We start from the raw sequence: 25,398 nt of genomic DNA on the forward strand, positions 1-25,398 counted from the left end.
ACCCATGGTTTGTATCAAAAACAGGAATAGCTCGCCGAGCATCATCGACGACTTGAAAGGCGATCAGTCTTGGCGCATTTTCCGGATCATTAGCGAATTCACCGAAGGCTTCGACGAACTGTCGGATCTGTGCGACGCGGTTTCCATTTTCGGCTCGGCGCGGCTGGAGCCGGAACACTTTTATTACCAAAAGACCGTCGAATTGGCCGAGCTGCTCAGCCAACAGGGTTTCGCGATCATCAGCGGCGGCGGGCCGGGCATCATGGAAGCCGCCAACAAGGGTGCGCTGGCCCAGGGCCAGACTTCCATCGGTCTGAACATCGAGTTGCCTATGGAGCAAAAGCCCAACCCCTACCAAAGCCTGTCGCTGAATTTTCGCTATTTTTTCGTCCGCAAGGTCATGTTCGTCCGCTATTCGATGGGTTACGTGTGCATGCCCGGCGGTTTCGGTACGTTGGACGAGTTCTTCGAAGCGTTGACGCTGATGCAAACTCACAAGATCTATCCGTTGCCGCTGGTCTTGTTCGGCGGCGATTTCTGGAACGGATTGGTGGATTGGATGAAATGCAAGATGCTGGAATACGGTACGATTTCCGAGGAGGACCTGTCGTTGATCACGATCACCGACGATCCCCGCCAAGTCGTCGACATCATGATCGCCCATCGGGAATGGAAAGACCAACAGCGGCGCAATTAAACTTTCCGGGCCGCCATCTGTCACAACCTTGCTTTAAACCAGGATTTTATTCGACATGACCGAGACCAGTCTCAGTACCAGCCAAGCCGCCCTCCAACAACTGCAAGCCCACATCAACACCCAAATCATCGGTCAGGCCGTTCTGGTGGAGCGGATGCTGATCGCGCTGCTGGCCGACGGCCACTTGCTGGTCGAGGGCGCGCCGGGATTGGCTAAAACCCGTGCCATCAATGTGTTGGGTCAGGGTCTGGAAGCCGATTTCCATCGGGTGCAATTCACGCCAGACCTGCTGCCGGCCGATTTGACCGGCACCGAAATTTACCGTCCGCAACAAGGTAGCTTCGAATTTCAAAAAGGTCCGCTGTTTCACAACCTGATATTGGCAGACGAAATCAATCGGGCGCCGGCCAAGGTGCAGGCGGCGCTTTTGGAAGCGATGGCGGAACGCCAGATCACGGTCGGCAAGGCCACCTACCCGCTACCGCCCTTGTTCATGGTCATGGCCACCCAAAACCCGATCGAACAAGAAGGCACCTACCCGTTGCCGGAAGCCCAGCTCGACCGTTTCCTGCTGCACGTCAAAATCGATTATCCCAGCCCGAGTCACGAGCAGGCGATTCTGCACCTGGCCCGAGCCGAGGCGCGCGGCGAGCTGGCGCATAAGACCGCGGCGCCGACCAAGGTCGGCCAACAAACTTTGTTCGCGGCGCGCGCCGAGGTGCTGGATTTGTACATGGCTGAAAGTCTGGAGCAGTATTTGCTGCAAATCGTGCTGGCAACCCGCAATCCGGGCGCGTACGGCCAGGACTTGGTCGGCTGGATACAATACGGCGCCAGCCCGCGCGCCAGCATCGCGTTGGACCGGTGCGCCCGGGCCAAGGCCTGGCTGCAACAGCGCGATTTCGTCGATCCCGGCGACATCCAGGACCTGGCCTACGACGTGCTGCGCCATCGTTTGATTCTGTCCTACGAAGCGGAAGCGGAAGGCATCAGTCCGGACCACGTCATCAAAGAGTTGATCGCCCGTATCGCGGTACCCTGATGAACCAGTTCCAAATCGCCGGCAACGAACGCATCGCGGTCGACTTAAAGACGCTGCTCGATTTGGCCAAACCGGCCGCCGCGTTGAAACTGGGCAGCGGCACGATTCGCGCCAGCCAGGGCGGACATTATCTGTCGCGCTTCAAGGGGCGCGGCATGGCCTTCGATGAAACCCGTTTGTACCAACCCGGCGACGACGTGCGCCGCATCGATTGGCGGGTGACCGCCCGCACCGACAAACCGCACAGCAAAATCTATCGCGAAGAGCGCGAGCGGCCGATGTTTATTGCCGTCGATTATCGCGCCAGCATGCAATTCGCGACTCGAGGCGTATTCAAGGCGGTACAGGCCGCCAGACTAGCGGCGCTGCTGGCTTGGGCCGCCTGGCATCAGGGCGACCGGATCGGCGGGCAGATTTTCGCCGAACACGGCTGCCAGGAATTCAAGCCGCAAAACGGCAAGGCCGCCGTGTTGCGTTTCCTGAACGCGCTGGTTCGGCCGGATTTTGCCGGCGACCCGGTGACCGGTTTGGACCAGCCGTTGGCGCGTTTGCTGCACCACGCCCGCCCCGGCAGTCGGGTCTATATCCTCAGCGATTTTCGCGGACTGAACGCCGCCGCCGAAAATCATTTGGCTTATCTGGCTCGCCACTGCGACATCGTATTGGTGCAAATTTTCGATCCGTTCGAGCTTGCCTTGCCGGCGAGCGGCAGATTCCGACTGGTGGACCGTTGGCGCGAACTGATCGTCGACGCCGCCGACCGTCGGCAAGCTGAGGCGCATCGCCAACGTTTCGAGCAACGCCAAACCTTGCTGCAGCGCTTGAGCAAGCAATTGCGCTTGTCGTGGCTGCAATGCAGTACTCAGCAGCTTCCGCGGCAGGCCTTGGGACCGACCTTGCCCGCACCCGGAGGCCGGGCATGAACGCGATGCCGCCGATGTTTAACATCGTAGACAATGGGTTCGGCCAGGTCGGCCGCGAAAGCCGAAGCCTGCCGCCCGCCGGCATCAAAGCCATGTTTTGGTTGGCCGCCGCGATGTTCGCCAGCGGCTGGGCCGGCTTGAATATCGTGATTCCGCCGGGCTATGCCAGTCCGCTGTGGCCGCCGGCGGGTATCGCGCTGGCCGCGTTGCTGATCTGGGGCCGCCGCTTGTGGCCCGGCGTCTGGTTAGGCGCGACCGCGACCCAGTTTCTGGCGATCGCCGACTTTACCGAACACTATTCGCTGGTTTCGGCGCTGACCGCGTTGGTGATAGGCGGCGGCAGCACCTTGCAGGTGTTGGCCGCCTGCTATTTATCCGCGAAATACCTGGAACCCGGACTGCCGAAATTGGACAGCCCGCGCTCGATACTCGGATTCTTTGTGCTGACCGCGCCGCTGGCCTGCTTGATCGCCCCGAGCGTCGGCGTTGCCGCGCTATCCGCCGCGCAATTCATGCCACCCGAGCAGTTGGGAAGCGCTTGGCGTAACTGGTGGATAGGCGACTGTCTCGGCGTTACCGTCGTTACGCCGCTGTTGTTGTGCTGGTTCGGGATGCCTCGCGAACTCTGGCGGCCGCGCGGGATCAGCGTCGCGCTGCCGTTGCTGGCCGCGTTGTTGGCTTTGGTGCTGGTTTTCGTTCAGGTGTTTCGGGCCGAGCAGGCTCGCATCCAGGTGGCATTCGATAACCGTGCCGGCGAGATCGAGCGCTTGTTGACCGAGTACGCAGCCAATGTACTCGACAATACCCTGGCCCTGCGCGATGTGTTCGTGGCGTCCGAGGAGGTGACCCGCCGCGAGTTCGCGGTGTTCGCCCAAGGCATCTTGTTGCGCCATCCGGAGATTCAGGCCCTGGAATGGCTGCCGCTGGTCAAAGCGGCACGGTTGGCCGCCTTCGAAACATCGGTGCGCGCGGAAGGTTACCGCGAGTTTCGAGTGACTGAGCGCCGGCCCGACGGCTCGCTGGCGCCGGCCGAATTACGTCCGGAATATTGTCCGGTTGCGTTTATCGAACCCATGCCGGGGAATCAGGCCGCCTTCGGCCTGGATTCCTGCGCCAATTCGGCTAGTAAAGCCTCCAAGGATTACGCTCGCGAAACCGGCAAGATTAGCGCCTCGCCGCTTTTGAATTTGATTCAGGATACCGCCGGTTTGCCGGGCATACTGGTATCGGCACCGCTGATCAAGCAAGCATCGAGCATCGATGCGCCGGTATTCGAGGGCTATATATCGGCGGTGCTTCTGCCGGCCAAAATGGTCGACATCGTCACCCAGGGTTTGAGTTTGGACGAATTCGGTTTAAAAATCGAAGATCTTGGCGCTCCGGAAACCTTGGCGGTGTTGTTCGCCAAACCCATCGACAGCCTGACCGGCAAATACGCTCTGAAAGAGTGGCACCATCGCTTTGCGTTCGCCGACCGAACTTGGCAAATCACGGTCAGTCCGGGTAGCGGCTTCGTGGCAGCGCAAGGCTCGTCGCTGCCCTGGATTACCTTGATCGGCGGTTTATGCTTCGCCAGTTTGCTGAACGTGTTGCTACTGATCGTCAGTGGCCGCACCGCTCACGTCGAAGCCTTGATCGAGGAACGCACCGACGAATTGGAAAACGCCGTCGCCGAATTGCAGTCGGCCGCGGCCAAGGCCCGAGAATCGGAAGTGAAGTTGCGCACCATCGTCGATTCAGAGCCGGACTGCGTGAAACTGCTGGATACCGCCGGCCGTTTGTTGCAGATCAATCCGGCCGGTTTGGACATGATAGGCGCCGAGAGTCTGGAACAGGCGCAAGCGCTGGATTTGGCCGAACTGATCGTGCCCAAGTACCGCGCCGCTTTCGAAGGCTTGAGTCGGCGGGTGTTTGCCGGCGTATCGGGAACCTTGGAATTCGAAATTATCGGCTTGAAGGGCCGCCATCGCTGGCTGGACACTCATTCGGTGCCGATGCGCGACGCCGAGGGGCGGATCACCGCGCTGCTGGGCCTGACCCGCGACATTACCGAACGCAAGCGCGCCGAGGAACATTTGCGGCTGGCGGCCAGGGTGTTCAGCGATGCCCACGAAGGTATCCTGATTACCGACGCCAACGCCAATATCATCGATGTCAATCCGACCTTTTGCGACATTACCGGCTATAGCCGCACCGAAGTCCTCGGACAAAATCCGAGGTTTTTGCAAAGCGGCAAACACCCAACCGATTTCTACGCGGACATCTGGAGAACCCTGCGGCTCAATTCGTATTGGCGCGGCGAGTTGTGGAACCGGAAGAAAAACGGCGAACTCTATGCCGAACATCTGACGATCTCGGCATTGTGCGACGCCGACGGCAATACCAGCCACTATATCGGCCTGTTCTCGGACGTGACCCACGCCAAGCAGCAACAGCAATTGCTGGAGTTGATCGCCCATTACGATCCGCTGACCGGCCTGCCCAACCGGATTTTGTTCGCCGACCGGCTGAACCGGGCCATCGCCCACGCCAAGCGCGAACCGTCGCTGCTGGCGATCTGCTTCCTGGATTTGGATGGTTTCAAGCCGGTCAACGATCAGTTCGGCCACGACGCCGGCGATCGGGTGTTGGTCGAAATTGCCGAACGCATCAAGGGCGGCATCCGCGAGGAAGACAGCGTGTCCCGCCACGGCGGCGACGAATTTGCGTTATTGTTGGGCGGCATCGAGTCGGTCGAACAATGCGAACAAGCGATATTGCGCATCCACCGGGCGATCTCGCAACCCATCCTGATCGACGACCAGCCGGTCGAGGTCGGCGCCAGCACCGGATTCACGGTGTTTCCACTGGACGACGCAGACCCGGATACCTTGTTGCGCCATGCCGACCAAGCTATGTATCAGGCCAAAATGGCCGGCAAGAACTGCTTCCGCCTGTTCGATACCAACCGCGACCAGCAAATCATTCACCGCAATCTGCGCCTCAAGGAAATCGAGGAAGCGTTTGGCGCCGGCCAGTTTTGCCTGTACTACCAACCCAAGGTCAACATTCAAACCGGTCGGGTGACCGGCGCGGAGGCCTTGCTGCGCTGGCGGCATCCCGAGCAAGGCTTGGTGCCGCCGCTGAGCTTTCTTCCCGCCATCGCCTCCACCGAACTGGAAATCCGGATCGGCAATTGGGTGATCGCCGAGGCTTGCCGACAACTCGCCGACTGGCAAGCGCAAGGCTTGAACTTGGAAGTCAGCGTCAACGTTTCGTCCTACCATCTGTTGTGGCCCGGTCTGTACGAGCACATCGAGGCGACGCTGGCCCAATATCCGGCGGTCGACTCGACCTATCTGCAACTGGAGATCCTGGAAAGCACCGCGCTGGACGATTTGACCGCGGTCAACCGTACCGTCAGGCATTGCCGCGAGGAGTTGGGCATCAGCATCGCCCTCGACGATTTCGGCACCGGTTACTCGTCGCTGACCCATTTGCGGCACTTGTCGGTGGATACCGTCAAAATCGACCAAAGCTTCGTCCGCGACATGCTGGACGATCCGGACGATTATGCGATCATCGAGAGCGTCATTGGGTTGAGTCAGGCGTTCCGGCGCCGGGTTATCGCCGAGGGGGTCGAAAACCCGGATCACGGTACCGTCCTGTTGTTGATGGGTTGTCAATTGCTGCAAGGCTATGCCATTGCCAGGCCGATGCCGGCCGCCGATCTGCCGGCCTGGATCGCCGCCTACCGCCCGTATTCGGAATGGCGGCATTACGCCAATGCCGGTTTGGCGCCGGATCGGGCCCTGGTCGAGATCCGCAAATTCGACACCCGCCACTGGCTGGAGCATCTGCGAGACAGTTTGAATGCGGAATCCGGTGCCGACCGGCATTGGCCGATATTGAATCCGCGTAAATGCCATTTGGGCCGTTGGTTGAAACAGGCCAAGGCAGGGAACAAACACAGTCAGGCCTGGTTGAACCAAATAGAGGTCCTGCACCAGGAACGTCATCGCTTGGCCAGCGACTTAAAACATCGCTACGATGCCGGCGAAATCGCGGTCGCTCGCAACGGGTTCGAGCAAGTGCGGGCCGTTCACGATGCGCTGTACGCGCTACTGGTCGCCGAACCCGAACCGGACACCGAGGACGCTTGATCATGGATGGCTTGCAACTCAAGGATATACATTTGCCTAGCCCGGTCGGCTATTGGCCGCCGGCACCGGGTTGGTGGCTGCTGGCAATAGTGCTGCCGGCGCTAGTTTGGGCGAGTTTCCGGTGGTACCGGCGCCCGCGCCGCCGCGCCGTCGTTAAAACCGCGCAAGCGATGTTGACGGCGATTCGCGACGATGCCGGAATGGACGATCGCCAAAAGCTGGCCGCCCTGTCGGCGCTGTTGCGGCGGGTGGCGATCAGTCGCGATGGGCGCGCATCGGTCGCCGGATTGCACGGCGACGCTTGGCTACGCTATCTGGACGCGAGTCTGGCCGACCGGCCGTTCAGCGAGGGCGAAGGCCGCTGCTTGGCCGACGGGCCTTACCGGCCGTCGGCGCCGGTCGACGACATTGCCGCCGTTGCCGCACTGTGCGAGCGCTGGCTGAAGCAACGAGCGAAATCCTCATGATTGAATGGCAATGGCCCTGGCTGCTGGTTTTGCTACCGCTGCCGCTGCTGATCAGAATCGCGTTGCCGGCCCGGCCCATGGATAGACAGGCCGCGCTAAAAGTACCGTTTCTCGACGAGTTCGGCGGCGGCGACGCCCGCATCGTCAGTGCGCGTAGTCCTTGGGCGCTACGCATCGCGGCAATCGCTTGGCTGTGTTTGATCTTGGCCGCCGCCCGGCCGTTGTGGCTAGGCGAACCCTTGGAACAGGCCATCAGCGGCCGCGATTTGATGCTGGCCGTCGACGTATCCGGCAGCATGCAAGAAGAAGATTTTTTTATCGGTAAACGCCGGGTCGACCGACTGACCGCGATCAAGCAGGTGGCGGGCGAATTCATCCGGCGCCGGGCCGGGGATCGGCTCGGATTGATCTTATTCGGCACTCAGGCTTATTTGCACGTGCCGCTGACCTTCGACCGCAAAACCGTGCAGACCTTGCTGGACGAAGCCTTCATCGGGATTACCGAGGACGATCCGAAAACCTCCATCGGCGATGCGATTGGCTTGGCCGTCAAGCGCCTGGAACAGCAGCGGGACGACAGCCGGGTCTTGATTTTGCTGACCGACGGCGCCAATACCGCCGGCGAACTGACGCCGTTGAAAGCCGCCGAAATCGCGGCCGAACACCATTTGAAAATTTACACGATAGGCATAGGCGCCGATGAAATGGTGGTGCGTAGCCTGTTTGGCAACCGCCGGGTCAATCCGTCCGCCGACTTGGACGAAACGACGCTGACCGCGATCGCAGAGGCAACCGGTGGCCGCTATTTTCGGGCGCGCGATACCGAAGAGCTGGATCGCATTTACCGGCTGCTGGATCAGCTGGAACCGGTCGAAAAGGACAAGCAATATTTCCGGCCGCGCCGGGAACTCTACCATTGGCCGTTGGGATTGGCGCTGTTACTGAGCGCCGGCTTGGCGACCGGTTATTTGCGGCGCGGCTGACGGAGACTTGAGCGATGATCGATTGGTCTAACTTTCATTTTCTACGTCCCTGGTGGTTGTACGCTTTATTGCCGGCCGCGATCTTGCTGGGACTGCATTGGAAGCGCCGTTTGGGGCGCGGGGCATGGCGGGCGTTTTGCGATGCCGAGTTACTGCCGTTCATCTTGCAAGACCAGCCGGCGACCGGCCGGAATTACCGTTTGCCGCTGGCCGCGGCGGTTGTGTCGCTGACCGTGGTCGCGCTGGCCGGCCCAACCTGGCAACGTTTGCCGGGTCCGGCCTTCCGCAACGAATCGGCGCTGGTCATCGCGTTGGATTTGTCGCGATCGATGGATGCGACCGACATCAAACCCAGCCGCATCGCCAAGGCTCGCTATAAAATCGCCGATCTGCTCAAGCAGCGCAAGGACGGCCAGACCGCGTTGCTGGTCTACGGCGGCGATGCGTTTACCGTGACGCCACTGACCAACGACGTCGCGACCATCGATAGCCAATTGACCGCGTTGACCACCGACATCATGCCCAGTCCCGGCACCAACGCCGGCGTCGCCATTCGCAAGGCCGCCGAATTGTTGCAACAGGCCGGCCTCGCCCAAGGCCATATCCTGCTGGTCTGCGACGGCGTCGATAGCGACAGCGCCGCGCTGGCGGAACAATGGTTGGGTCGCTATCGCCTGTCGGTGCTGGGCATCGGCACCGGCGACGGCGCGCCGATTCCGGTCGGCGGGGGCGGATTCCTAAAGGACGCCGATGGTAATATCGTCGTCGCCAAGCTCGATGCCGGCGCGCTGCAAGCCTTGGCCGACGCCGGCCGAGGCCTGTATCGACCGGTCGGCGCCGGCGATGAAGACGTCGAGGCATTGAGCAAGCTGTTCAATAATCCGAACACTACCGAGCCGCTGACCGGCACCGAATTGATGTTGCAGCAATGGGACGAAACCGGCCCCTGGTTGGTTTTGCTGCTGCTGCCTTGGGCTGCCTGGCAGTTTCGCAAGGGCTTGTTATTTTGGGCTGCCTTGGCGCTATTGCCGGCCTGGCCGGATGACGCCCACGCCCTGGACTGGCAAAGTTTGTGGCGCACGCCGGATCAACAGGGCCGGCAAGCTTTCGACAGCGAACAATACGACGCGGCGGCGAGCCGTTTCGAAAACCCGGAATGGCGCGCGGCGGCCCAATTTAGGGCGGGTCAATATCGGGAAGCCGCCGAAACCTTGAAATCGGCCACCAGCGCCGACGGCCATTACAACCGGGGGAACGCGTTGGCTCGGGCCGGCGATTTGTCCGCGGCGCTGGAAGCCTATCAACAGGCACTGAAATTGCAGCCAGATCATGCGGATGCCCGCTACAACAAAGAATTGATAGAGAAGCAATTGGCCCAACAACAGCAAGCGGAAAATTCGTCCGATTCCAAGCAAGACTCCACGCAAGCGCAACCCGGCGCTCAAAACCGGCAACAGCCGGGGTCGAAGCAGGATGATGCCACCCAATCGCCGCGTCCCGACCAACAAGGCCAGCCCTCGGACCCGGCGGCGGGTAACGAGAAGCGCCAGTCCGACACCCAATCGGCGCAAGCCGACGATCAACAGCGCGACGACAACAGCGAAAAGTCGCGAGAAGCCTCGCCGCAATCCGCCGAGCCGGCCAAGCCGCCCGAATCGACCGAGGCGGGTCGGGAGCTTACTCAACCGACCGCCCAGCCGGATCAAGCCGGCGAACGCGACGAAACCGAGCGGGCCAACGCCCAGTTGCTGAAACGCATCCCGGACGAACCGACCGGCCTGCTCAAGCGCAAATTCAAATACCAGTACGGTCAACGCAACCCGGCGCCTCGCGACGCGCCGGGTTGGTGAGCGCCGTGCCCTCCCGTCACTAGGATCGTGCGACGCTCGGAATGAAACCATAACGATGGACATAGGACTGATCCTGTTATTAATTGTCGTCAACGGCCTGTTCGCGATGTCGGAAATGGCCTTGGTATCGGCGCGCAAGGCCAGGCTGCGCAAACTGGCCGCCGAGAAACGGGCCGGCGCGGAAGCGGCGTTGAAACTGCACGACGAACCGTCGCGGTTTTTGTCCACGGTGCAGGTCGGCATCACCGGCGTCGGCATCTTGAACGGCGCGCTCGGCGAGGACGCCTTGACCGCGCCGATCGCCGGCTATTTACAACAGTTTCCGCTATTGGCGGACTATGCCGACTCGATCGCGCTGTTGGCGACGGTGGCGGTGATTACCTATTTCTCGGTGGTCGTCGGTGAGTTGTTGCCCAAGCGCCTAGCCTTGCTGCGGCCGGAAGCCATCGCCGCGCGGTTGGCGCGGCCGATGAACCTGATCGCGCTGATGGCCAGTCCGCTGGTTTGGTTGCTGTCGTCTTCCAGCAATCTATTGCTGAAACTACTGCGGGCCGATCGGACCCCGGAAGCCGCCGTCACCGATGAAGAGATCAAGTTGTTGATGGAAATCGGCGCGGAATCCGGCGTGTTTCATGCCGAAGAGCGCCACTTGGTCGGCAACGTGTTGCAACTGGATGCCCAACAAGTCGGCGCGGTGATGACGCCGCGTCAACGGATCTACGCCATCGACCTGACCGATGACTTAGCCGTCACCAGCGCCAAGCTGGCCGATTGCCCGTATTCGCGCGCCGTCGTCTGCCGGGGCGGCCTGGACGAGGTGATCGGCATCCTACAACGCAGCGAACTATTGAAGGCGGCGATGAACGGGCTCGCCTTCGATTTGGTTTCCGGATTGCACGCGCCGATCTACGTTCCGGAATCGCTGACGCTGACCCAGTTGTTGAAGCGCTTTCGCGAAACGCGTAGCGATCTGGCGCTGATCGTCGACGAATACGGCGACATCGAAGGCCTGGCGACGCTGAGCGACGTGTTGAAAGCCATCGTCGGCGACTTGCCCAGTCCCGAGCTCAATCTGGACAGCGAAGCGGCGCAACGCGCGGACGGTTCCTGGCTGATCGACGGCCGCTTGGCGATACAACGCATGAAAACCCTGACAGGCATCGATATGCCGCTGCCCGGCGAAAACGACGGCGATTACCACACCGTCGGCGGGTTCATCCTTTATTATTTGGAAGACCTGCCCAAGGTCGCCGATGCCTTCGAATACGAACGTTGGCGTTTTGAAGTGGTCGATATCGACGGCACGCGCATCGATAAGGTGCTGATCGCCGAGGTGTCGCGGCCATGATGCCCTCCACACACCGCCGGCCCAAGTCCGGCACCGACTCACTCGGTGGAACCGCCGGATGGCGGGTCGCTACCCGATCAATTACCAGGAATAGGTCAATGCCCATCAATCCTCGTTTCTCTCGTTACGCCCGTCTGTTGAACGCCGCGCTGTTGGCTTTGGCCTTGGTCCCGGCCGCGAGGGCCGAGTCCGGCCAACCGGTGACCGCCACGCCGGCGCTGTTGAAGCTGTTGAAAATCGCCGAAATCAAACCCGTCACGGTCAGCGAGTCGCTGAGATTGTCGGCGCGGGTGGAACTGGACCAGCATCGGGTTGCCAAGATCGGCGCCACCGTGACCGGCCGGGTCACCGAAATCAATGCGATGCTGGGACAAGTCGTCACCAAGGGCGAGCGCTTGGCCTCGCTGAACAGCACCGAACTCAGCCAAGCTCAATCCGAATATCTCAAGGCCAGCTCGCAAGTCAATTTGCGACGCCTGACCGTGCAACGCGCCGAGCGCTTGCACGACAGCGGGGTGCTGGCGGAAGCCGAGTTGCTGGAACGGCGCGGCGTGCTGACCGAAGCCGAAGTCGATCTACGGGCGGCGACCGACCGCCTGCGGGTGCTGGGCATGAGCGACGGCGATTTGAAACGCTTGGCCCAGCAACGGGTCATCGATTCGTTTTCGCCGGTGACTTCCAGTATCGCCGGCGTCGTCATCGAGCGTAACGTCGCGGTTGGACAGGTCGTGCAGCCGGCCGACAGCCTGTATACGGTGGCCGACTTGTCGCATTTATGGTTGGTGGCCGAAATCCCGGAGCAGCAGGCGTACTGGGCTAGGCAAGGCGATCAAGTTCAAGCCGAGGTGCCGGCCCTGCCGGGCCTGGAAGTCAGCGGCAAGTTGATTTACGTGGCCGATTTGGTCGATCCCGATACCCGCACCGTCACCGTGCGCATGGCCTTGGCCAATCCGGAACGCTTGTTCAAGCCGCAAATGCTGGCCACCTTGAAAATCAGTAAGCCGGACACCCAATCCCTGGTGGTGCCGAGCCGGGCTGTGGTCCGCGAGACCGATCGGGATTATGTATTCGTGCGTCTGGCCGACGACCGCTTCGAACTGCGGCCGGTGCAACTGGGCGCCGAACAGGCGCAGCAACGGCCGTTGTTGTCCGGTCTGAACGCCGGCGAGCATATCGTCGTCGACGGCGCATTTCATCTGAACAACGAGCGCTTGCGTAGCGCGTTGGAGTAAACCATGGTCAACGGACTGATCGAAGTCGCGTTGCGACAACGGATTTTGGTGGCGGTACTGGCGGTGGCGCTGATCGGCTTCGGTGCCAGAGCCATGCAAAAGTTGTCGGTGGACGCATTTCCCGACGTAACCAATATCCAGGTGCAAATCGCCACCGATGCCACCGGCCGTTCCCCCGACGAAGTCGAGCGTTTGGTGACGGTGCCGCTGGAAATCGCGATGGCCGGCTTGCCGGGCCTGGAAGAGATGCGTTCGCTGAACAAAAACGGCTTGTCGCTGATCACGCTGATTTTCAGCGACAGTACCGAAGTGTATTTCGCCAGGCAATTGGTGATGGAGCGGCTGATCGAGGTCAAGCAGCAAATGCCGGACGGCGTCAATCCGGTGTTGGGTCCGGTGTCCACGGGGCTGGGTGAGGTCTATCAATACACGCTGGACCGCGACGACGACGGGGAACGGCCTTTGTCCGTGGATGAATTGCAGTTACGTCGGGAGACTCAGGATTGGGTGGTGCGGCCCTTGTTGCGCGGCATTCCCGGCGTCGCCGAAATCAACTCCCAAGGCGGTTACGTCAAGCAATATCAGGTGTTGGTCAATCCGGATCGCTTGCACCATTACCGGATCAAGCTCAACGACGTGTTCGACGCACTGGCCCGCAACAACGCCAACAGCGGCGGCGGCGTATTGCCGCATTATGCTGAACAATATCTGATTCGCGGCGTCGGTCTGATCAACGATGTCGACGACATCGGCGGCATTGTTCTGAAGGAAGACAACAGCGTGCCGGTCCACATGCACGACGTCGCCGACATCGCGATCGGCCACGAGGTCCGGGTCGGCGCGGTAATCAAGGACGGTTACACCGAGGCGGTCGGCGGCGTCGTGATGATGCTGCGCGGCGGCAACGCCAAGGAAGTGGTCGGCCGGATCAAGGCGCGCGTCGCCGAAATCAACGCCAAGGGCATGTTGCCGCACGGCCTGAAGATCGTGCCGTACTACGACCGTAGCGATTTGGTGGACGCCGCGCTGCACACGGTCACCAAGGTGTTGATGGAAGGCATCGTGCTGGTCGTCATCGTCTTGTTCCTGTTTCTCGGCGACGTGCGCTCCAGCTTGATTGTCGTCGCCACGTTGATCGTAACGCCGCTGGTCACGTTTATCGCGATGAACAAACTCGGCTTGTCCGCCAATCTGATGTCGCTGGGCGGCTTGGCCATCGCGATCGGATTGATGGTGGACGGTTCGGTGGTGGTGGTGGAAAACGCGTTCCGCCTGCTCGGCGAGCGCAAGGGCCGCGCCACCAGCCGGGTCAGGGTCGTCGAAGCCGCCACGCACGAAGTGGCGACGCCGGTATTGTTCGGGGTCGGCATCATCATCCTGGTATTTCTGCCGCTGATGACCTTGCAAGGCATGGAGGGCAAGATGTTCGCGCCGTTGGCGTACACGATCGCGATCGCGCTGTTGGTATCGCTGATTGTGTCGTTGACGTTGTCGCCGGTGTTGTGCGCGTTTTTTCTGGAAGGCCACGACGGCGAGCACGACACGCGCTTGATTGCGTTCTGCAAACGCCAATACCTGCGTATCCTGAATCTGGCCTTGACCAACCGGCTTAAAGTGGTGGCGATCGCGCTGGCGATTTTCGGGGCGACGCTGCTCATGTTGCCCTTCCTCGGTACGTCGTTCATTCCGGAAATGAAGGAAGGCTCCATCGTGCCGGGCATCAATCGCATGCCGAACATTTCGTTGGAAGAGAGCATCAACGTCGAAATGCAGGCGATGAAGATGGTGCTGGGCATTCCCGGCGTCAAAAATGTGGTCAGCGGCGTCGGCCGCGGCGAGAGTCCGGCCGATCCGCAGGCGCAGAACGAATCGACACCCATCGTTACATTGAAACCGCGCGAGGAATGGCCGGCCGGCTGGACCCAGGACGATATCGCCGACGCGATGAGCGACACCTTGAACGCCAACCTGCCCGGCATGCAAGTGGTCATGGCGCAACCGATATCCGACCGTGTCGACGAAATGGTCACCGGCGTACGTTCCGACGTGGCGGTCAAGGTGTTCGGCGACGATTTGGCCGAACTGAAACGGCTGGCCGATGCGATCGCGGTCGCGGCCGGCGGCGTCGCCGGCGCCCGCGACATTCGGGTCGAACGGATGACAGGCCAGCAATATCTGAATATCACGATCGATCGCCAGGCCATCGCCCGTCACGGCCTGAATGCGTCCGACATTCACGACGTGATCGAAACCGCGATCGCCGGCAAGGTCGCCACCGAAATATATCAAGGCGAGCGGCGCTTCTCGGCGGCGGTGCGCTTGCCGGAGAATTTCCGCAACGATATCGCCGCGATCGACAATCTGATGTTGACCGCGCCCAACGGCGCTCGCGTCCGACTGGGCGACGTCACCGAGATCAGCTTGAACGACGGCCCGGCGCAAGTCAGCCGGGAAATGGGCAAGCGCCGCATCGTGGTCGGCATCAACGTTCGCGACCGGGATTTGGGTGGTTTCGTCGCCGAGTTGCAGCAAACCATTTCGGCCAAGATCGCGTTGCCGGAAGGCTATTATCTGCAGTGGGGAGGTCAATTCCAGAACATGGAGCGGGCCTTGGGCCACTTGCAGTTGATCATTCCGATCACGATCGCGGCGATTTTCTTTTTGTTGTTCATGCTGTTCCAGTCGTTGCGTTTTGCCGCGCTGATCATCCTGGTGTTGCCGTTCGCGTCGATCGGCGGGATCATCACCCTGTTCGCGACCGGCGAATATTTGTCGGTGCCGGCCTCGGTCGGTTTTATCGCCCTATGGGGTATCGCGGTATTGAACGGCGTGGTATTGATTTCCTACATTCGCGGTTTACGCGCCAGCGGCATGACCCAAGCGCATGCGATCCGTCAGGGCTGCGAGCAACGTTTCCGGCCGGTGATGATGACGGCGACCGTGGCCTTGCTGGGTCTAGTGCCGTTTCTATTCGCCACCGGGCCCGGTTCGGAAGTCCAAAAACCGCTGGCCATCGTCGTGATCGGCGGCCTGATCAGCTCGACGCTGTTGACGCTGGTGGTGTTGCCGGCCTTGTATGGCTGGTTCGACGACCGTAGCGACAGCCGCAAACCTTTTTCGATGCATTAATTTCCGGAAGCCTACGATGTTGACTCGCCTAGGCCGGCGCGCCGGCTTATTTTTTTTGTTGATGCTGATCGCCACGCTGTCGCGGGCCGCCGACATCCAGGTGTCGGTCAGCCGCAACCCGGTGGCGATGAACGAATCGTTTCAAATCGTGTTCAGCGCCGAGGATGAACCCGACGGCGAGCCGGACTTCGGGCCGTTGCGCGACCATTTCGAGATTCTCAACCAGCAGCGCAGTTCCAGTTCCTCCTGGGTCAACGGCAAAAGCAGCCGCAATGAGCAGTGGATATTGAACGCGATGGCCAAGCAGGCCGGCGAGTTGTTGATTCCGCCGATCCGGTTCGGCGCCGACAGTAGCCGGCCGCTGAAAATTGTCGTGTCCGCTTCCGCCGTCGATCCCCAGCAGGATGGCGATCTGTTTCTGGAGGTGACGGCGACGCCGGAAAAGCCCTACGTGCAATCGCAGGTCATCTATACCTTGAAACTGTTCCGGCGCGTGCAAATTACCCAGGCCAGCCTCGGCGAGCCGGAGATCAAGGACGCGCTGGTCGAAAAATTGGGCGAGGACGACAGTTACACGACGCAAGTCAACGGCGTCGAGTATTGGGTGACCGAACGCAAATACGCGATTTTTCCGCAGCAGAGCGGCTTGTTTACGATTGCGCCGCTGACGCTGAACGCCGAAGTCGTGGCCGGCGGCCGGCCGCGTTTCAACGGCTTCTTCAATCGGCCCACCACCGAAACCCGCCGGGTCACCTCCAAGCCGGTCACATTGAACGTGTTACCGGTACCGGCCGGGTTCGCGGGCAACTGGTTGAGCGCAGAGCATCTGGAATTGCGCGAGCAATGGTCCGATCCCGGTCGGCACGCCAAGGTTGGCGAGCCGCTGACCCGCACGATCACACTGACCGCTCGGGGCGCCACGGTCGGTCAGTTGCCGGAGTTGACGGATAAGGCGGCGATCGACGGCGTTAAGAGCTATCCCGACCAGCCGCTGTTGAAGGAAGACAAGCTGACCGACGGCCTGACCGCGCTACGCGAGGAGAAAGTCGCGTTGATTCCGTCCAAACCCGGCCGCTACACCTTGCCGCCCCTGGAAATTCCCTGGTTCAACACCCGTACCGGCAAAATCGAGAGTGCTCGGCTACCGGCCGCGACGATCATTGCCGAAGCCGGCGCCGGCGAGACCGCGCCAACCGGCTCGCAACCCCAGACCGGCGCGGACGCAACCATGCCGATGACGCGTGTCGAAACGGTGGTCGCCTCGGATAGCGAGTTACGCTTTTGGCGGGCGGCGACGGTCGTCTGCGCGCTAGGTTGGCTGGCTACCGGAATTTGGGCATGGCGCCGTCGAGCCGGTGCTGTGGCGGAAAACCGCGTCAAGCCGGTGCCGGCCGGCGAGTCGTCGCTGGAACGCAACTTGAAGCGGGCGTGCTGGGAAAACAATCCGCAAGCCGCCAAGCAGTGCTTGCTGCAATGGGGCCGTCAGCGCTTCGGTACCGACAGCCTGTCCGGGTTGGCCGACCAATGTAGTGCGATGCTGGCCGAGGAAATCGAGGCCTTGAACCGATTGCTTTATTCCGGTGGGGAAGCCGATTGGCAGGGGCGTGCGCTTTGGGAGGCTTTCATCGCGGAATCGCCGGCCGCGCCGGTTCAGTCCGGGGTGGACGACGGCCTGGAGCCGTTGTTTAAAATCCGCGACTAGGCCTGATGCCGGCCTCAATCGCGTCGGCGCAAATGATCGCGCGCCAGGTATAACGCGGCGATCGAACGGGCCTCGCTGCACTCGCCGCTGGCCAGCAAGCTGTCGATCCGCGCCAGCGGCCACGGTACCACTTGCAGTTCTTCCGGCTCGTCGCCGACCAGTTTTTCCGGATAAAGTTGCTCGGCCAGGATGATGTCTATCGTGTGCTCCAGATAGGCCGGCGCCAGGGAAACCTGATGGAGATGCCGTAAACTGGCCGCGCCGTAACCGATTTCTTCCTTCAATTCCCGATTGGCGGCGCTGAGCATGTCCTCGCCGTCGTCCAGCTTGCCCTTGGGCAGCCCCAATTCGTAGCGGTGCAAACCGGCGGCGTATTCCCGGACCAACAGCACCGTGTCGATATCCAACATCGGCACGATCAATACCGCGCCGCAGCCGGTGCCGCCGCGCGCCAGGCGTTCGTAACGGCGGCGGACGCCGTTGCTGAATTCCAGCTCCAGCGCTTCGACGCGGAACTGGCTGGTCTGAGCGACCACGGTCTTGTTGAGAATTTTCGGTCGGTTCGGCATGGCTGCGGGTCGGCGTAAGGTCTTGAGTCACTATAACCCAGACCCGCCGACCGCCGGCAAGAATTTAGCCGGCGTCCGCCAGCGCGACGATGGCCGGCAGGCGGACGCCGGGGCGCTGGCGGAAACCCAACACCGGCGTGATGCCGCTCGCCAGCAAGGCTTGAATTTGACTCTCGCTCAACACGGTTTCTGCGCCGGCCTGCAACACGGTTTCGCCTTGTTCGCTGTAGGCAAACACCGGTATCTCCGGGAAAGCCAAGTCTTCCGGTTCCGGGTTGGCCTTTAACAAGGCCTGCGCGCACAAAAACGCCGGATTGCCCCAAAGTAGCTCTTCGACCGCCGGCGGTAGAGCGCACTCCTCGAACGCCAGACTTTCCAGCGGATCGCGTTTGGCGCCGTAGGGCAAGCGCATCAAATAGCGCGGATAAGCCAGTACGACGCGGTCGGCGGCGATGTCCAGGCTAGGCGCGTGGCGGGTCAGCGCGGCTTCGGCCCAGTCTGCCGCGATGCCGCCGATCGCGCATCCGTCCAGGCTCGCCGCCAGATCGGCGTAAGCGGCTAGCAGTGCCCGATCCGCGTCGCCCAGGCCGAAGCGGTGATCGATCAACACCACGGACGAACGGTCGTCCTCGCGGCGGCGGGCATGTTCGACGATAGCCGCGGCGGTTGCCGCGTCGAACGCCGCTGGATCGGCATCGACCAAAAACAGCCGATGTTCGCCTTCGGCCGCGGCGCCGACCAAGTTCCGAGTGGCGCGCCATAGGGCTTCCATATCCTGAAAGGCCGGGGCGTGCAAGACGCCGCGCAGATATTGGCCGACCACGGCGTCGATCAAGTCGGCCAGGGCGGTGTGTTCCGGTAGGGTAGCCCGACTGACGTGCGGCGCTACCAAGCCGTCTAACCAGCCGGTGAGCTTATCGGTCGGCACCGACGCGGCTTCCGAGGATCGGCCGAGCAGACGCCGTAAGGTTTCGTCGTCGCTTTCGTCGCCGGTCGGCGCGGTCGCTGGCGGCGGGGTTACGGCCGGCGCGATCGGCAGATACTGGCGGATTGCCGCCGCGGCCAACTCGGCGGTTGCCGGATTGTTCAAGCGAGTTTTCAGTTCGCTCAAATCGGCGAGTAGCGCTATCCGTTTCAGCCAGCGGTCGGGATGAAAATCGTCCAGCTCGGCAAACGGCAAAGTCTGGCCGCCGGTAACCGTCACCGTCGGCGCCAATTCCGCCAAAACCTGGTCGAAATTGTCGAGGTCAATCGCAATGGGACGCCCGGCGCCGGATCGGCCGGAGTAGCGCCCGAGCAGATAAATGCAACGGCCGTCGCCATCCTCGATGCGGCGCGATGTTGGCCGGTTCCAGCCCAGATTGAATTCGATACGGCCGGTCATGTCGTTGCTCCTAGTACTGGTTATTGGATTTTGGCCCGACGGGCCGTCACGGATGGGTGCGGTCTATAAGTCTGGACCAATTCGGCGAATTCGTCCGCTTGAGGTCGCGAAGATGGTCAGGCGCGACGGATTTAGTTAACATCGCGGCCGGCTCGGGGGCTTCCCGGCGCAACTAAAAGTTGAGAGACGATGCTGGATTGGCGAGAAATCGATACCGTGCTATTGGACATGGACGGCACGCTACTGGACCTGAACTTCGATAATCATTTCTGGCAGGAATTCGTGCCGTTACGCTACGCCGAATTGCACGGCTTAACGCTGGAGGCTGCCAAAGTGGCATTGGCGCCCCGATTTAAAGCGATGGAAGGCAAACTGGAATGGTATTGCCTGGACTACTGGAGCGAGGAGTTGAACTTGAATATCGCCGGTTTGAAACAGGAGTTGGCGGGTTTGATTGCCGTGCATCCGCATGTCGTCGAGTTTTTGGAAGCGGCGCGCGGCCGAGGCGTGTACTTATTGCTGGTGACCAACGCCCATCGCGACAGTTTGAGTCTGAAAATGGAAAAGACCTGTTTGCACCGTTTTTTCGATCGTATCGTCAGTTCGCACGATGTCGGGTTGGCCAAGGAACAATGCGGATTCTGGCGGCGACTGCAGGATCAGCATGTCTTCGAAAAGCAGCGGACCTTGCTGGTCGACGATAGTTTGGCGGTGTTGCGTTCGGCGGCGGCGTTCGGGATTGCTCATCTGGTCTCGATCAGCAAGCCGGATAGCCGCCGGCCGATACGCGAGATTACGGAGTTTCCGGCTGTGGAAGATTTTCGGGCGCTGATGCCGGGGCTGTTGTAGCGGGCTGGCCGTGCTCGCGGTGCGGACGCGGCGGCCGGCGGTCGCGTTCCGGTTTATCGCCGCGCGGCGGCCGCTTGCCGTGGGCCGGCACGCGTTCGCGCGGCTCGCGCCGTTCCGGCTTGATCACGTCTTCGATCAGCAATTCCTGGTCGATGGCCCTAACCGGCACTTTTTCGCCGATGTAATCTTCGATGTCGGGCATCGAGTAGGCATATTCCTCGCAGATAAAGCTGATCGCTTCGCCGCTGGCGCCGAAACGGGCGGTGCGGCCGATACGGTGTACGTAATCCTCGACATCCTGTGGCAGATCGTAGTTGAACACGTGCGACACATCGGGAATATGCAAGCCGCGCGCCGCGACATCGGTGGCGATCAGCAAGGTGACCCGGTTTTCCTGGAAGTCGTTGAGCAGGCGCTGACGCTTTTCCTGCGGCACGTCGCCGCTCAGCATCGCTACTTTGTGGCCGTTGGCTTGCAGATAATCGTCGAGCTGTTCGGCGCAACGCTTGGTGTTGACGAACACGATGCTGCGCACCGGCTGGTGGGTTTTCAACAAACCCAGCAATAGCGGAATTTTCTGATCGTTGGCCGGACAGAACGCGAACTGATTGATGGCCTTGGAGGTGACTTCCTCGGTCTCGATCTTGACCATCACCGGGTTATTCATGTGTTCGTAGGCGAGTTCGGTCACTTTGTAGGACAGTGTGGCCGAAAACAACAGATTCAAACGCTTTTCCGGCGGCGGCATCCGGCGTAGCAGGAAGCGAATGTCCTTGATGAAGCCCAGATCGAACATCCGGTCGGCTTCGTCCATCACCGACACCTGAATATTGTCGAGCGTGAATGCGCCTTGCCGGTAAAAGTCGATAATGCGCCCCGGCGTGCCGATAATGATGTCCACGTCGGTTTTCAGTTTATCGAGTTGCTTCTGGTAATCGGTGCCGCCGTAGATCAGCGCGAATTTCAGATTCAGATAGCGGCTGAGCGCCAGGGCGTCCTTATGAATCTGGATTGCCAGCTCACGGGTCGGCGCCAAAATCAATGCTCTGGGGTTTTTGATCTTTTCGCTTTCGTCGTTGATCAAACGCTGAAAGGTCGCCAACAAAAACGTGGCGGTCTTGCCGGTGCCGGTTTGGGCCTGGCCGGCGACATCGCGGTCGCGTAGCGCAATCGGCAGGGCTCTGTCCTGGATCGGCGAGCATTGGATGAATCCGGCTTCTTTCAAACCTTTGATAATGGAGTCGGACAACTCCAAGTTGCTAAAACGGGTTTCCGTCAAAATTGTTTTTTTCATAACGCGATAGAATACCGTAAAAGCCGTGGCGTTTGAAATCGATTGACAATCGAAGCGGGACGAAACTATAGTCTTGACTTTGCAAACTATTGGAGATTGGCGTGAGTGACCTAGTCCTTCATGTATCGGACGCGGAGTTTAACGATACCGTATTGAAAGCCAGCGGGCCGGTTCTGGTTGATTATTGGGCGGAATGGTGCGGCCCTTGCAAAATGATCGCCCCGGTTCTGGACGAAATCGCCTCGGAATACCAAGGTAAGCTGACCGTGGCCAAACTGAACATCGACGAGAACCCCAAAACTCCGCAACATTACGGCGTGCGTGGCATCCCGACGCTGATGATATTCAAGGGTGGCGAGATCGAAGCTACCAAGGTCGGCGCGCTGACCAAATCCCAATTGGCTGCCTTCATCGATAGCAACCTCTAAATTTACCGTATTCGACGTTAACCGGACCGCTGACAAATTAAGTTTGCTAAGTCCGGTTATTGCGCTAGAATTCCCGGCAGCGTATACCCCACACGCGCCTTAGCCGCCCGAACTCAAAACTCCAACAACACACTTACCCCCGCTGTAAACGGCATTCTGCTGCTTTACGTGTTCTTTTTTCCCTAAAACATCATGAATCTTACCGAGTTAAAACTTAAACAAGTCAGTGAAATCATCAATATAGCCGAGTCCCTAGGACTGGAAAACATAGACAGAGCCCGAAAGCAGGAATTGATCTTTTCGATCTTGAAGAAACAGGCTAAAAGCGGCGAGGATATATTTGGCGATGGGGTATTGGAGATTTTGCAGGACGGTTTTGGGTTTTTACGCACCCCCGGCGCATCCTATTTGGCCGGCCCCGACGACATTTACGTTTCGCCCAGCCAGATCAGACGTTTCGGTTTACGCACCGGCGACACGGTAAGCGGCAAGATCAGACCTCCAAAAGAAGGCGAACGCTATTTCGCGATGCTGAAAGTCGAAAGCATCAACTTCGAGTCTCCCGAGCAATCCAAAAACAAGATTTCCTTTTCCAACCTGACCCCTCTGTTCGCCAATAAGCGTTTTCGCTTGGAGCAAGGTAACGGTACCAGCGAAGATCTTACCGCCCGTATCATCGATTTGGTCGCGCCTATCGGCAAGGGTCAGCGCGGACTAATCGTGTCGCCGCCGAAAGCCGGTAAAACGATGATCATGCAAGCGATCGCCCATGCGATAGCCGAGAAAAACCCGGACTGCTACCTGATCGTATTGTTGATCGACGAACGGCCGGAAGAGGTCACCGAAATGGAGCGTTGCGTACGCGGCGAAGTGATTTCCAGCACCTTCGACGAACCGGCCACCCGCCACGTTCAGGTGGCCGAGATGGTGATCGAGAAAGCCCGCCGGTTGGTAGAGCACAAATTCGATGTAGTCATTCTGTTAGACTCGATCACCCGTCTGGCGCGCGCCTACAACATGGTAGTGCCGTCGTCCGGTAAATTGCTGTCCGGCGGTGTCGACGCGAATGCCCTGGAAAAACCCAAGCGCTTTTTCGGCGCGGCTCGAAATATCGAGGAAGGCGGCAGCTTGACGATCATCGCTACCGCGTTGGTCGAGACCGGTTCGCGGATGGACGAGGTGATTTTCGAGGAGTTCAAAGGCACCGGCAACATGGAGTTGCATCTGGAACGTAAGATCGCCGAAAAACGCGTTTATCCGGCCATCAACATCAACCGTTCCGGTACTCGCCGCGAGGAATACTTGGTCGATCCCGACGAACTGCAAAAAACCTGGATTCTGCGCAAGATACTGCAACCGATGGACGAGTTGGCGGCATCCGAATTCCTGCTGGGCAAACTCAAGGATTTCAAAACCAATGCCGAGTTTTTCGATTCGATGAAACGCTAAGCGGTTGGCCGAGGCGGTGCTGTCGCGCCGCCTCGACGTTGCCGATATCCGAATATCGCTTTTTCCCGCCGATCTTTGCTATAGTCCGCCCCCAGACTGTTTGGGGGGACGTGTTTTGCAACGCTCAAGTAAATTTCTTGTCCAGTTTTTGCACTTAACTGGACCATTCTGGAACGCCGAAAACAAGGCGCTTAGCCGTAGCCTGACGCTATCTCTAATAGGATTGACCGTCGCGCAAATCGCTGTATCGGTGATTATTACCGAATGGAGCGCGCACCTATTCGATGCTCTTGATCAGCATGACATGAGCAAACTCTGGACTCAAGTCGGCGCGATACTGCTGATTTTCGTCGCCAACATCGGCATCACCGTTACCCACTTAAAAGTCAAACGCCGCTTGCAACTGGAATGGCGAGCCTGGTTGACCGAAAAAATGCTGGGCCAATGGATGCACAAGGGTCGTCATTATCTCGTTACCCATATTCCCGGCAAGCATGACAATCCTGACGGCCGGATTGCCGAGGATATTCGGATCGCTACCGAATATGCGGTGGATTTGTTTCATACCTTGCTGTACTGCGTGCTGTTGTTGATCAGCTTTACCGAGATCCTCTGGTCCCTGTCCGGCACGGTGACCTTGGATCTACTATTCGTTCAAGTGCCCATTCACGGCCATTTGGTGTGGTTGGCGCTGATCTACGCCGCCACCGCCTCGACCTTGGGCTGGCTGATTGGCCGGCCGTTGATCAAGGCCACCGACAACCGCCAGACCGTCGAAGCCAATTTCCGTTTCGGCCTGGTCAAGGCGCGGGAGAACTCGATGGCCATCGCGCTGATCCATGGCGAACCTCATGAAAAGCAACACTTTCAAACGTTGTTTGCCGACATCGTCGCCGCTTGGCACGATCAAACCAAGGCTTGGGAGAAGATTATGCTGTTCAGCTCCGGTTATTCGGTGCTGACGATGGCGTTTCCGATTCTGGTATCCGCGCCGCGCTACATCTTGGGTAGCATCACGCTCGGCGCGCTGATGCAATCGGCCCAGGCTTTCCAGCACACGGTGTCCGCACTGTCCTGGCCTGTCGACAATATGGGCAAGGTCGCGGAATGGCGGGCCTCGGTGGAACGCGTGCTGGGTTTGAGCCAAGGCTTGATCCAGCTCGAACGCGAAATCGCCAAGCCCGATCCGCACCGCATTCAAATCCAAAAAGGCAGCGACTCGGTGTTGCGTTTTCGCGATTTGTGTATCGCTCGGCTGGACTCCATTGTCTGCATTGCCAATCTGAACGAGGAGGTTCGTGGTGGCGAGCGCATCCTGATCGGCGGCAACGCATTTTCCGGTAACAAGTTATTCAAGGCGATTGCCGGCTTGTGGCCGTGGGGCGAAGGCGTCATCGAGCTGCCCGACGACGAACCCTTAATGTTCATGCCGCCGCGTCCCTATTTGCCGACCGGCACGTTGCGCGATTCGATTTGTTACCCGGCCTCCGGCACCGCCGTCAAGCAGGATGACCTGGAGGCCGCGCTGTTACTGGCCGGCTTGCCCGAGTTGATCGAACCTCTCGACAAATTCGACGACTGGGCGAAATCGTTGGAGCGCGAGCAACAACAGCGGCTGGGCATGGTGCGCTTGCTGTTGCACAAGCCGAAATGGATATTGATGCAGGAGGCTTTCGACTCGTTGGATCCGGATGGCGAATTGGCAATGATCAATCTGATTTTCGAAAGATTGCCGAATTCGGCGTTATTGACGATTACCAAACAACCCAATATTCAAGCCTTACACCAGCGTCAAATCACGCTTTGCTAGTCGAATTGCGGCCGCCCGCGCTGGTGGTGAACAAGCACCAGACCAGTCGTTAAGGCTGGGCCCGGCCGGTTGGGCTAAATTTTTTTTGCACAATGATGAG

The 25,398-nt window shown here is 59.9% G+C and carries 18 protein-coding genes; 15 read left to right on the plus strand and 3 right to left on the minus strand.

Going from position 1 to position 25,398, the window contains the following annotated elements; translation table 11 throughout:
• Positions 1-4 precede the first annotated feature (4 nt).
• From ACQE3E_RS00250 to ACQE3E_RS00300, 11 genes are all read left to right on the plus strand, one after another.
• Positions 5-697, plus strand: coding sequence for a TIGR00730 family Rossman fold protein (locus ACQE3E_RS00250; protein ID WP_064024683.1), 693 nt, complete (start codon positions 5-7; stop codon positions 695-697).
• 55 nt (positions 698-752) lie between these two features.
• Positions 753-1,739 carry an AAA family ATPase gene (locus tag ACQE3E_RS00255; RefSeq protein ID WP_313729410.1) on the plus strand — a complete coding sequence of 329 codons (987 nt, stop codon included), beginning with the start codon at positions 753-755 and terminating at the stop codon, positions 1,737-1,739.
• The gene (locus ACQE3E_RS00260) at positions 1,739-2,662 is read left to right on the plus strand and encodes a DUF58 domain-containing protein (RefSeq protein WP_281021883.1); all 924 of its coding nucleotides are present in this window, start codon (positions 1,739-1,741) and stop codon (positions 2,660-2,662) included. Before ACQE3E_RS00255 ends, ACQE3E_RS00260 begins: the two co-directional genes overlap by 1 nt.
• The gene (locus tag ACQE3E_RS00265) at positions 2,659-6,804 is read left to right on the plus strand and encodes an EAL domain-containing protein (protein ID WP_313729409.1); all 4,146 of its coding nucleotides are present in this window, start codon (positions 2,659-2,661) and stop codon (positions 6,802-6,804) included. Before ACQE3E_RS00260 ends, ACQE3E_RS00265 begins: the two co-directional genes overlap by 4 nt.
• A 2-nt stretch (positions 6,805-6,806) precedes the next feature.
• Positions 6,807-7,271 (plus strand): DUF4381 domain-containing protein, encoded by a 465-nt coding sequence (locus tag ACQE3E_RS00270; protein ID WP_281021885.1) that lies wholly within the window; start codon positions 6,807-6,809, stop codon positions 7,269-7,271.
• On the plus strand, positions 7,268-8,254 hold the full coding sequence (locus ACQE3E_RS00275; RefSeq protein WP_313729408.1) for a vWA domain-containing protein: 987 nt from the start codon (positions 7,268-7,270) through the stop codon (positions 8,252-8,254). The genes ACQE3E_RS00270 and ACQE3E_RS00275 overlap by 4 nt, the downstream gene beginning before the upstream one ends.
• A gap of 14 nt (positions 8,255-8,268) precedes the next feature.
• Positions 8,269-10,104: a VWA domain-containing protein gene (locus tag ACQE3E_RS00280; RefSeq protein WP_313729407.1), complete on the plus strand. Its 1,836-nt coding sequence runs from the start codon at positions 8,269-8,271 to the stop codon at positions 10,102-10,104.
• 55 nt (positions 10,105-10,159) lie between these two features.
• Positions 10,160-11,452, plus strand: coding sequence for a hemolysin family protein (locus ACQE3E_RS00285; protein ID WP_313729406.1), 1,293 nt, complete (start codon positions 10,160-10,162; stop codon positions 11,450-11,452).
• Between the two features lie 98 nt (positions 11,453-11,550).
• A complete protein-coding gene (locus tag ACQE3E_RS00290; RefSeq protein ID WP_313729405.1) occupies positions 11,551-12,684 on the plus strand; it encodes an efflux RND transporter periplasmic adaptor subunit in 1,134 nt (377 codons plus the stop codon).
• A gap of 3 nt (positions 12,685-12,687) precedes the next feature.
• A complete protein-coding gene (locus ACQE3E_RS00295; protein ID WP_313729404.1) occupies positions 12,688-15,813 on the plus strand; it encodes an efflux RND transporter permease subunit in 3,126 nt (1,041 codons plus the stop codon).
• Positions 15,814-15,829: 16 nt separating this feature from the next.
• Positions 15,830-17,515 carry a BatD family protein gene (locus ACQE3E_RS00300; protein WP_313729403.1) on the plus strand — a complete coding sequence of 562 codons (1,686 nt, stop codon included), beginning with the start codon at positions 15,830-15,832 and terminating at the stop codon, positions 17,513-17,515.
• Between the two features lie 14 nt (positions 17,516-17,529).
• Here the strand turns inward: ACQE3E_RS00300 and nudE are convergent, their stop codons facing one another.
• A complete protein-coding gene (gene nudE, locus ACQE3E_RS00305; protein ID WP_064025449.1) occupies positions 17,530-18,084 on the minus strand; it encodes an ADP compounds hydrolase NudE in 555 nt (184 codons plus the stop codon).
• A gap of 64 nt (positions 18,085-18,148) precedes the next feature.
• Positions 18,149-19,468, minus strand: a complete 1,320-nt coding sequence (locus ACQE3E_RS00310) for a type VI secretion system contractile sheath domain-containing protein (RefSeq protein WP_281021892.1) — start codon at positions 19,466-19,468, stop codon at positions 18,149-18,151.
• A gap of 189 nt (positions 19,469-19,657) precedes the next feature.
• On the opposite strand from ACQE3E_RS00310, the gene yrfG reads away from it, so the two are divergent.
• Positions 19,658-20,317, plus strand: coding sequence for a GMP/IMP nucleotidase (gene yrfG / locus ACQE3E_RS00315; RefSeq protein ID WP_281021893.1), 660 nt, complete (start codon positions 19,658-19,660; stop codon positions 20,315-20,317).
• Here yrfG and ACQE3E_RS00320 read toward each other — a convergent pair.
• Complete coding sequence (locus tag ACQE3E_RS00320) at positions 20,262-21,611, minus strand: DEAD/DEAH box helicase (protein ID WP_064025456.1); 1,350 nt, start codon at positions 21,609-21,611, stop codon at positions 20,262-20,264. The genes yrfG and ACQE3E_RS00320 overlap by 56 nt on opposite strands.
• A gap of 101 nt (positions 21,612-21,712) precedes the next feature.
• On the opposite strand from ACQE3E_RS00320, the gene trxA reads away from it, so the two are divergent.
• The 3 genes from trxA to ACQE3E_RS00335 all read left to right on the plus strand — a co-directional run bounded on the left by trxA (position 21,713) and on the right by ACQE3E_RS00335 (position 25,298).
• Entirely contained in the window at positions 21,713-22,039 is a 327-nt protein-coding gene (trxA, locus tag ACQE3E_RS00325) for a thioredoxin TrxA (protein ID WP_064025458.1), read from the plus strand.
• Positions 22,040-22,231: 192 nt separating this feature from the next.
• Complete coding sequence (gene rho, locus ACQE3E_RS00330; protein ID WP_064025460.1) at positions 22,232-23,488, plus strand: transcription termination factor Rho; 1,257 nt, start codon at positions 22,232-22,234, stop codon at positions 23,486-23,488.
• A 148-nt stretch (positions 23,489-23,636) separates the two neighbouring features.
• Complete coding sequence (locus ACQE3E_RS00335; RefSeq protein ID WP_331710110.1) at positions 23,637-25,298, plus strand: ABC transporter ATP-binding protein/permease; 1,662 nt, start codon at positions 23,637-23,639, stop codon at positions 25,296-25,298.
• Positions 25,299-25,398: the final 100 nt, after the last annotated feature.

Origin of the sequence: Methylomonas sp. MED-D (assembly GCF_050276835.1) — a bacterium.
Classification (GTDB): Bacteria; Pseudomonadota; Gammaproteobacteria; order Methylococcales; family Methylomonadaceae; genus Methylomonas; species Methylomonas koyamae_A.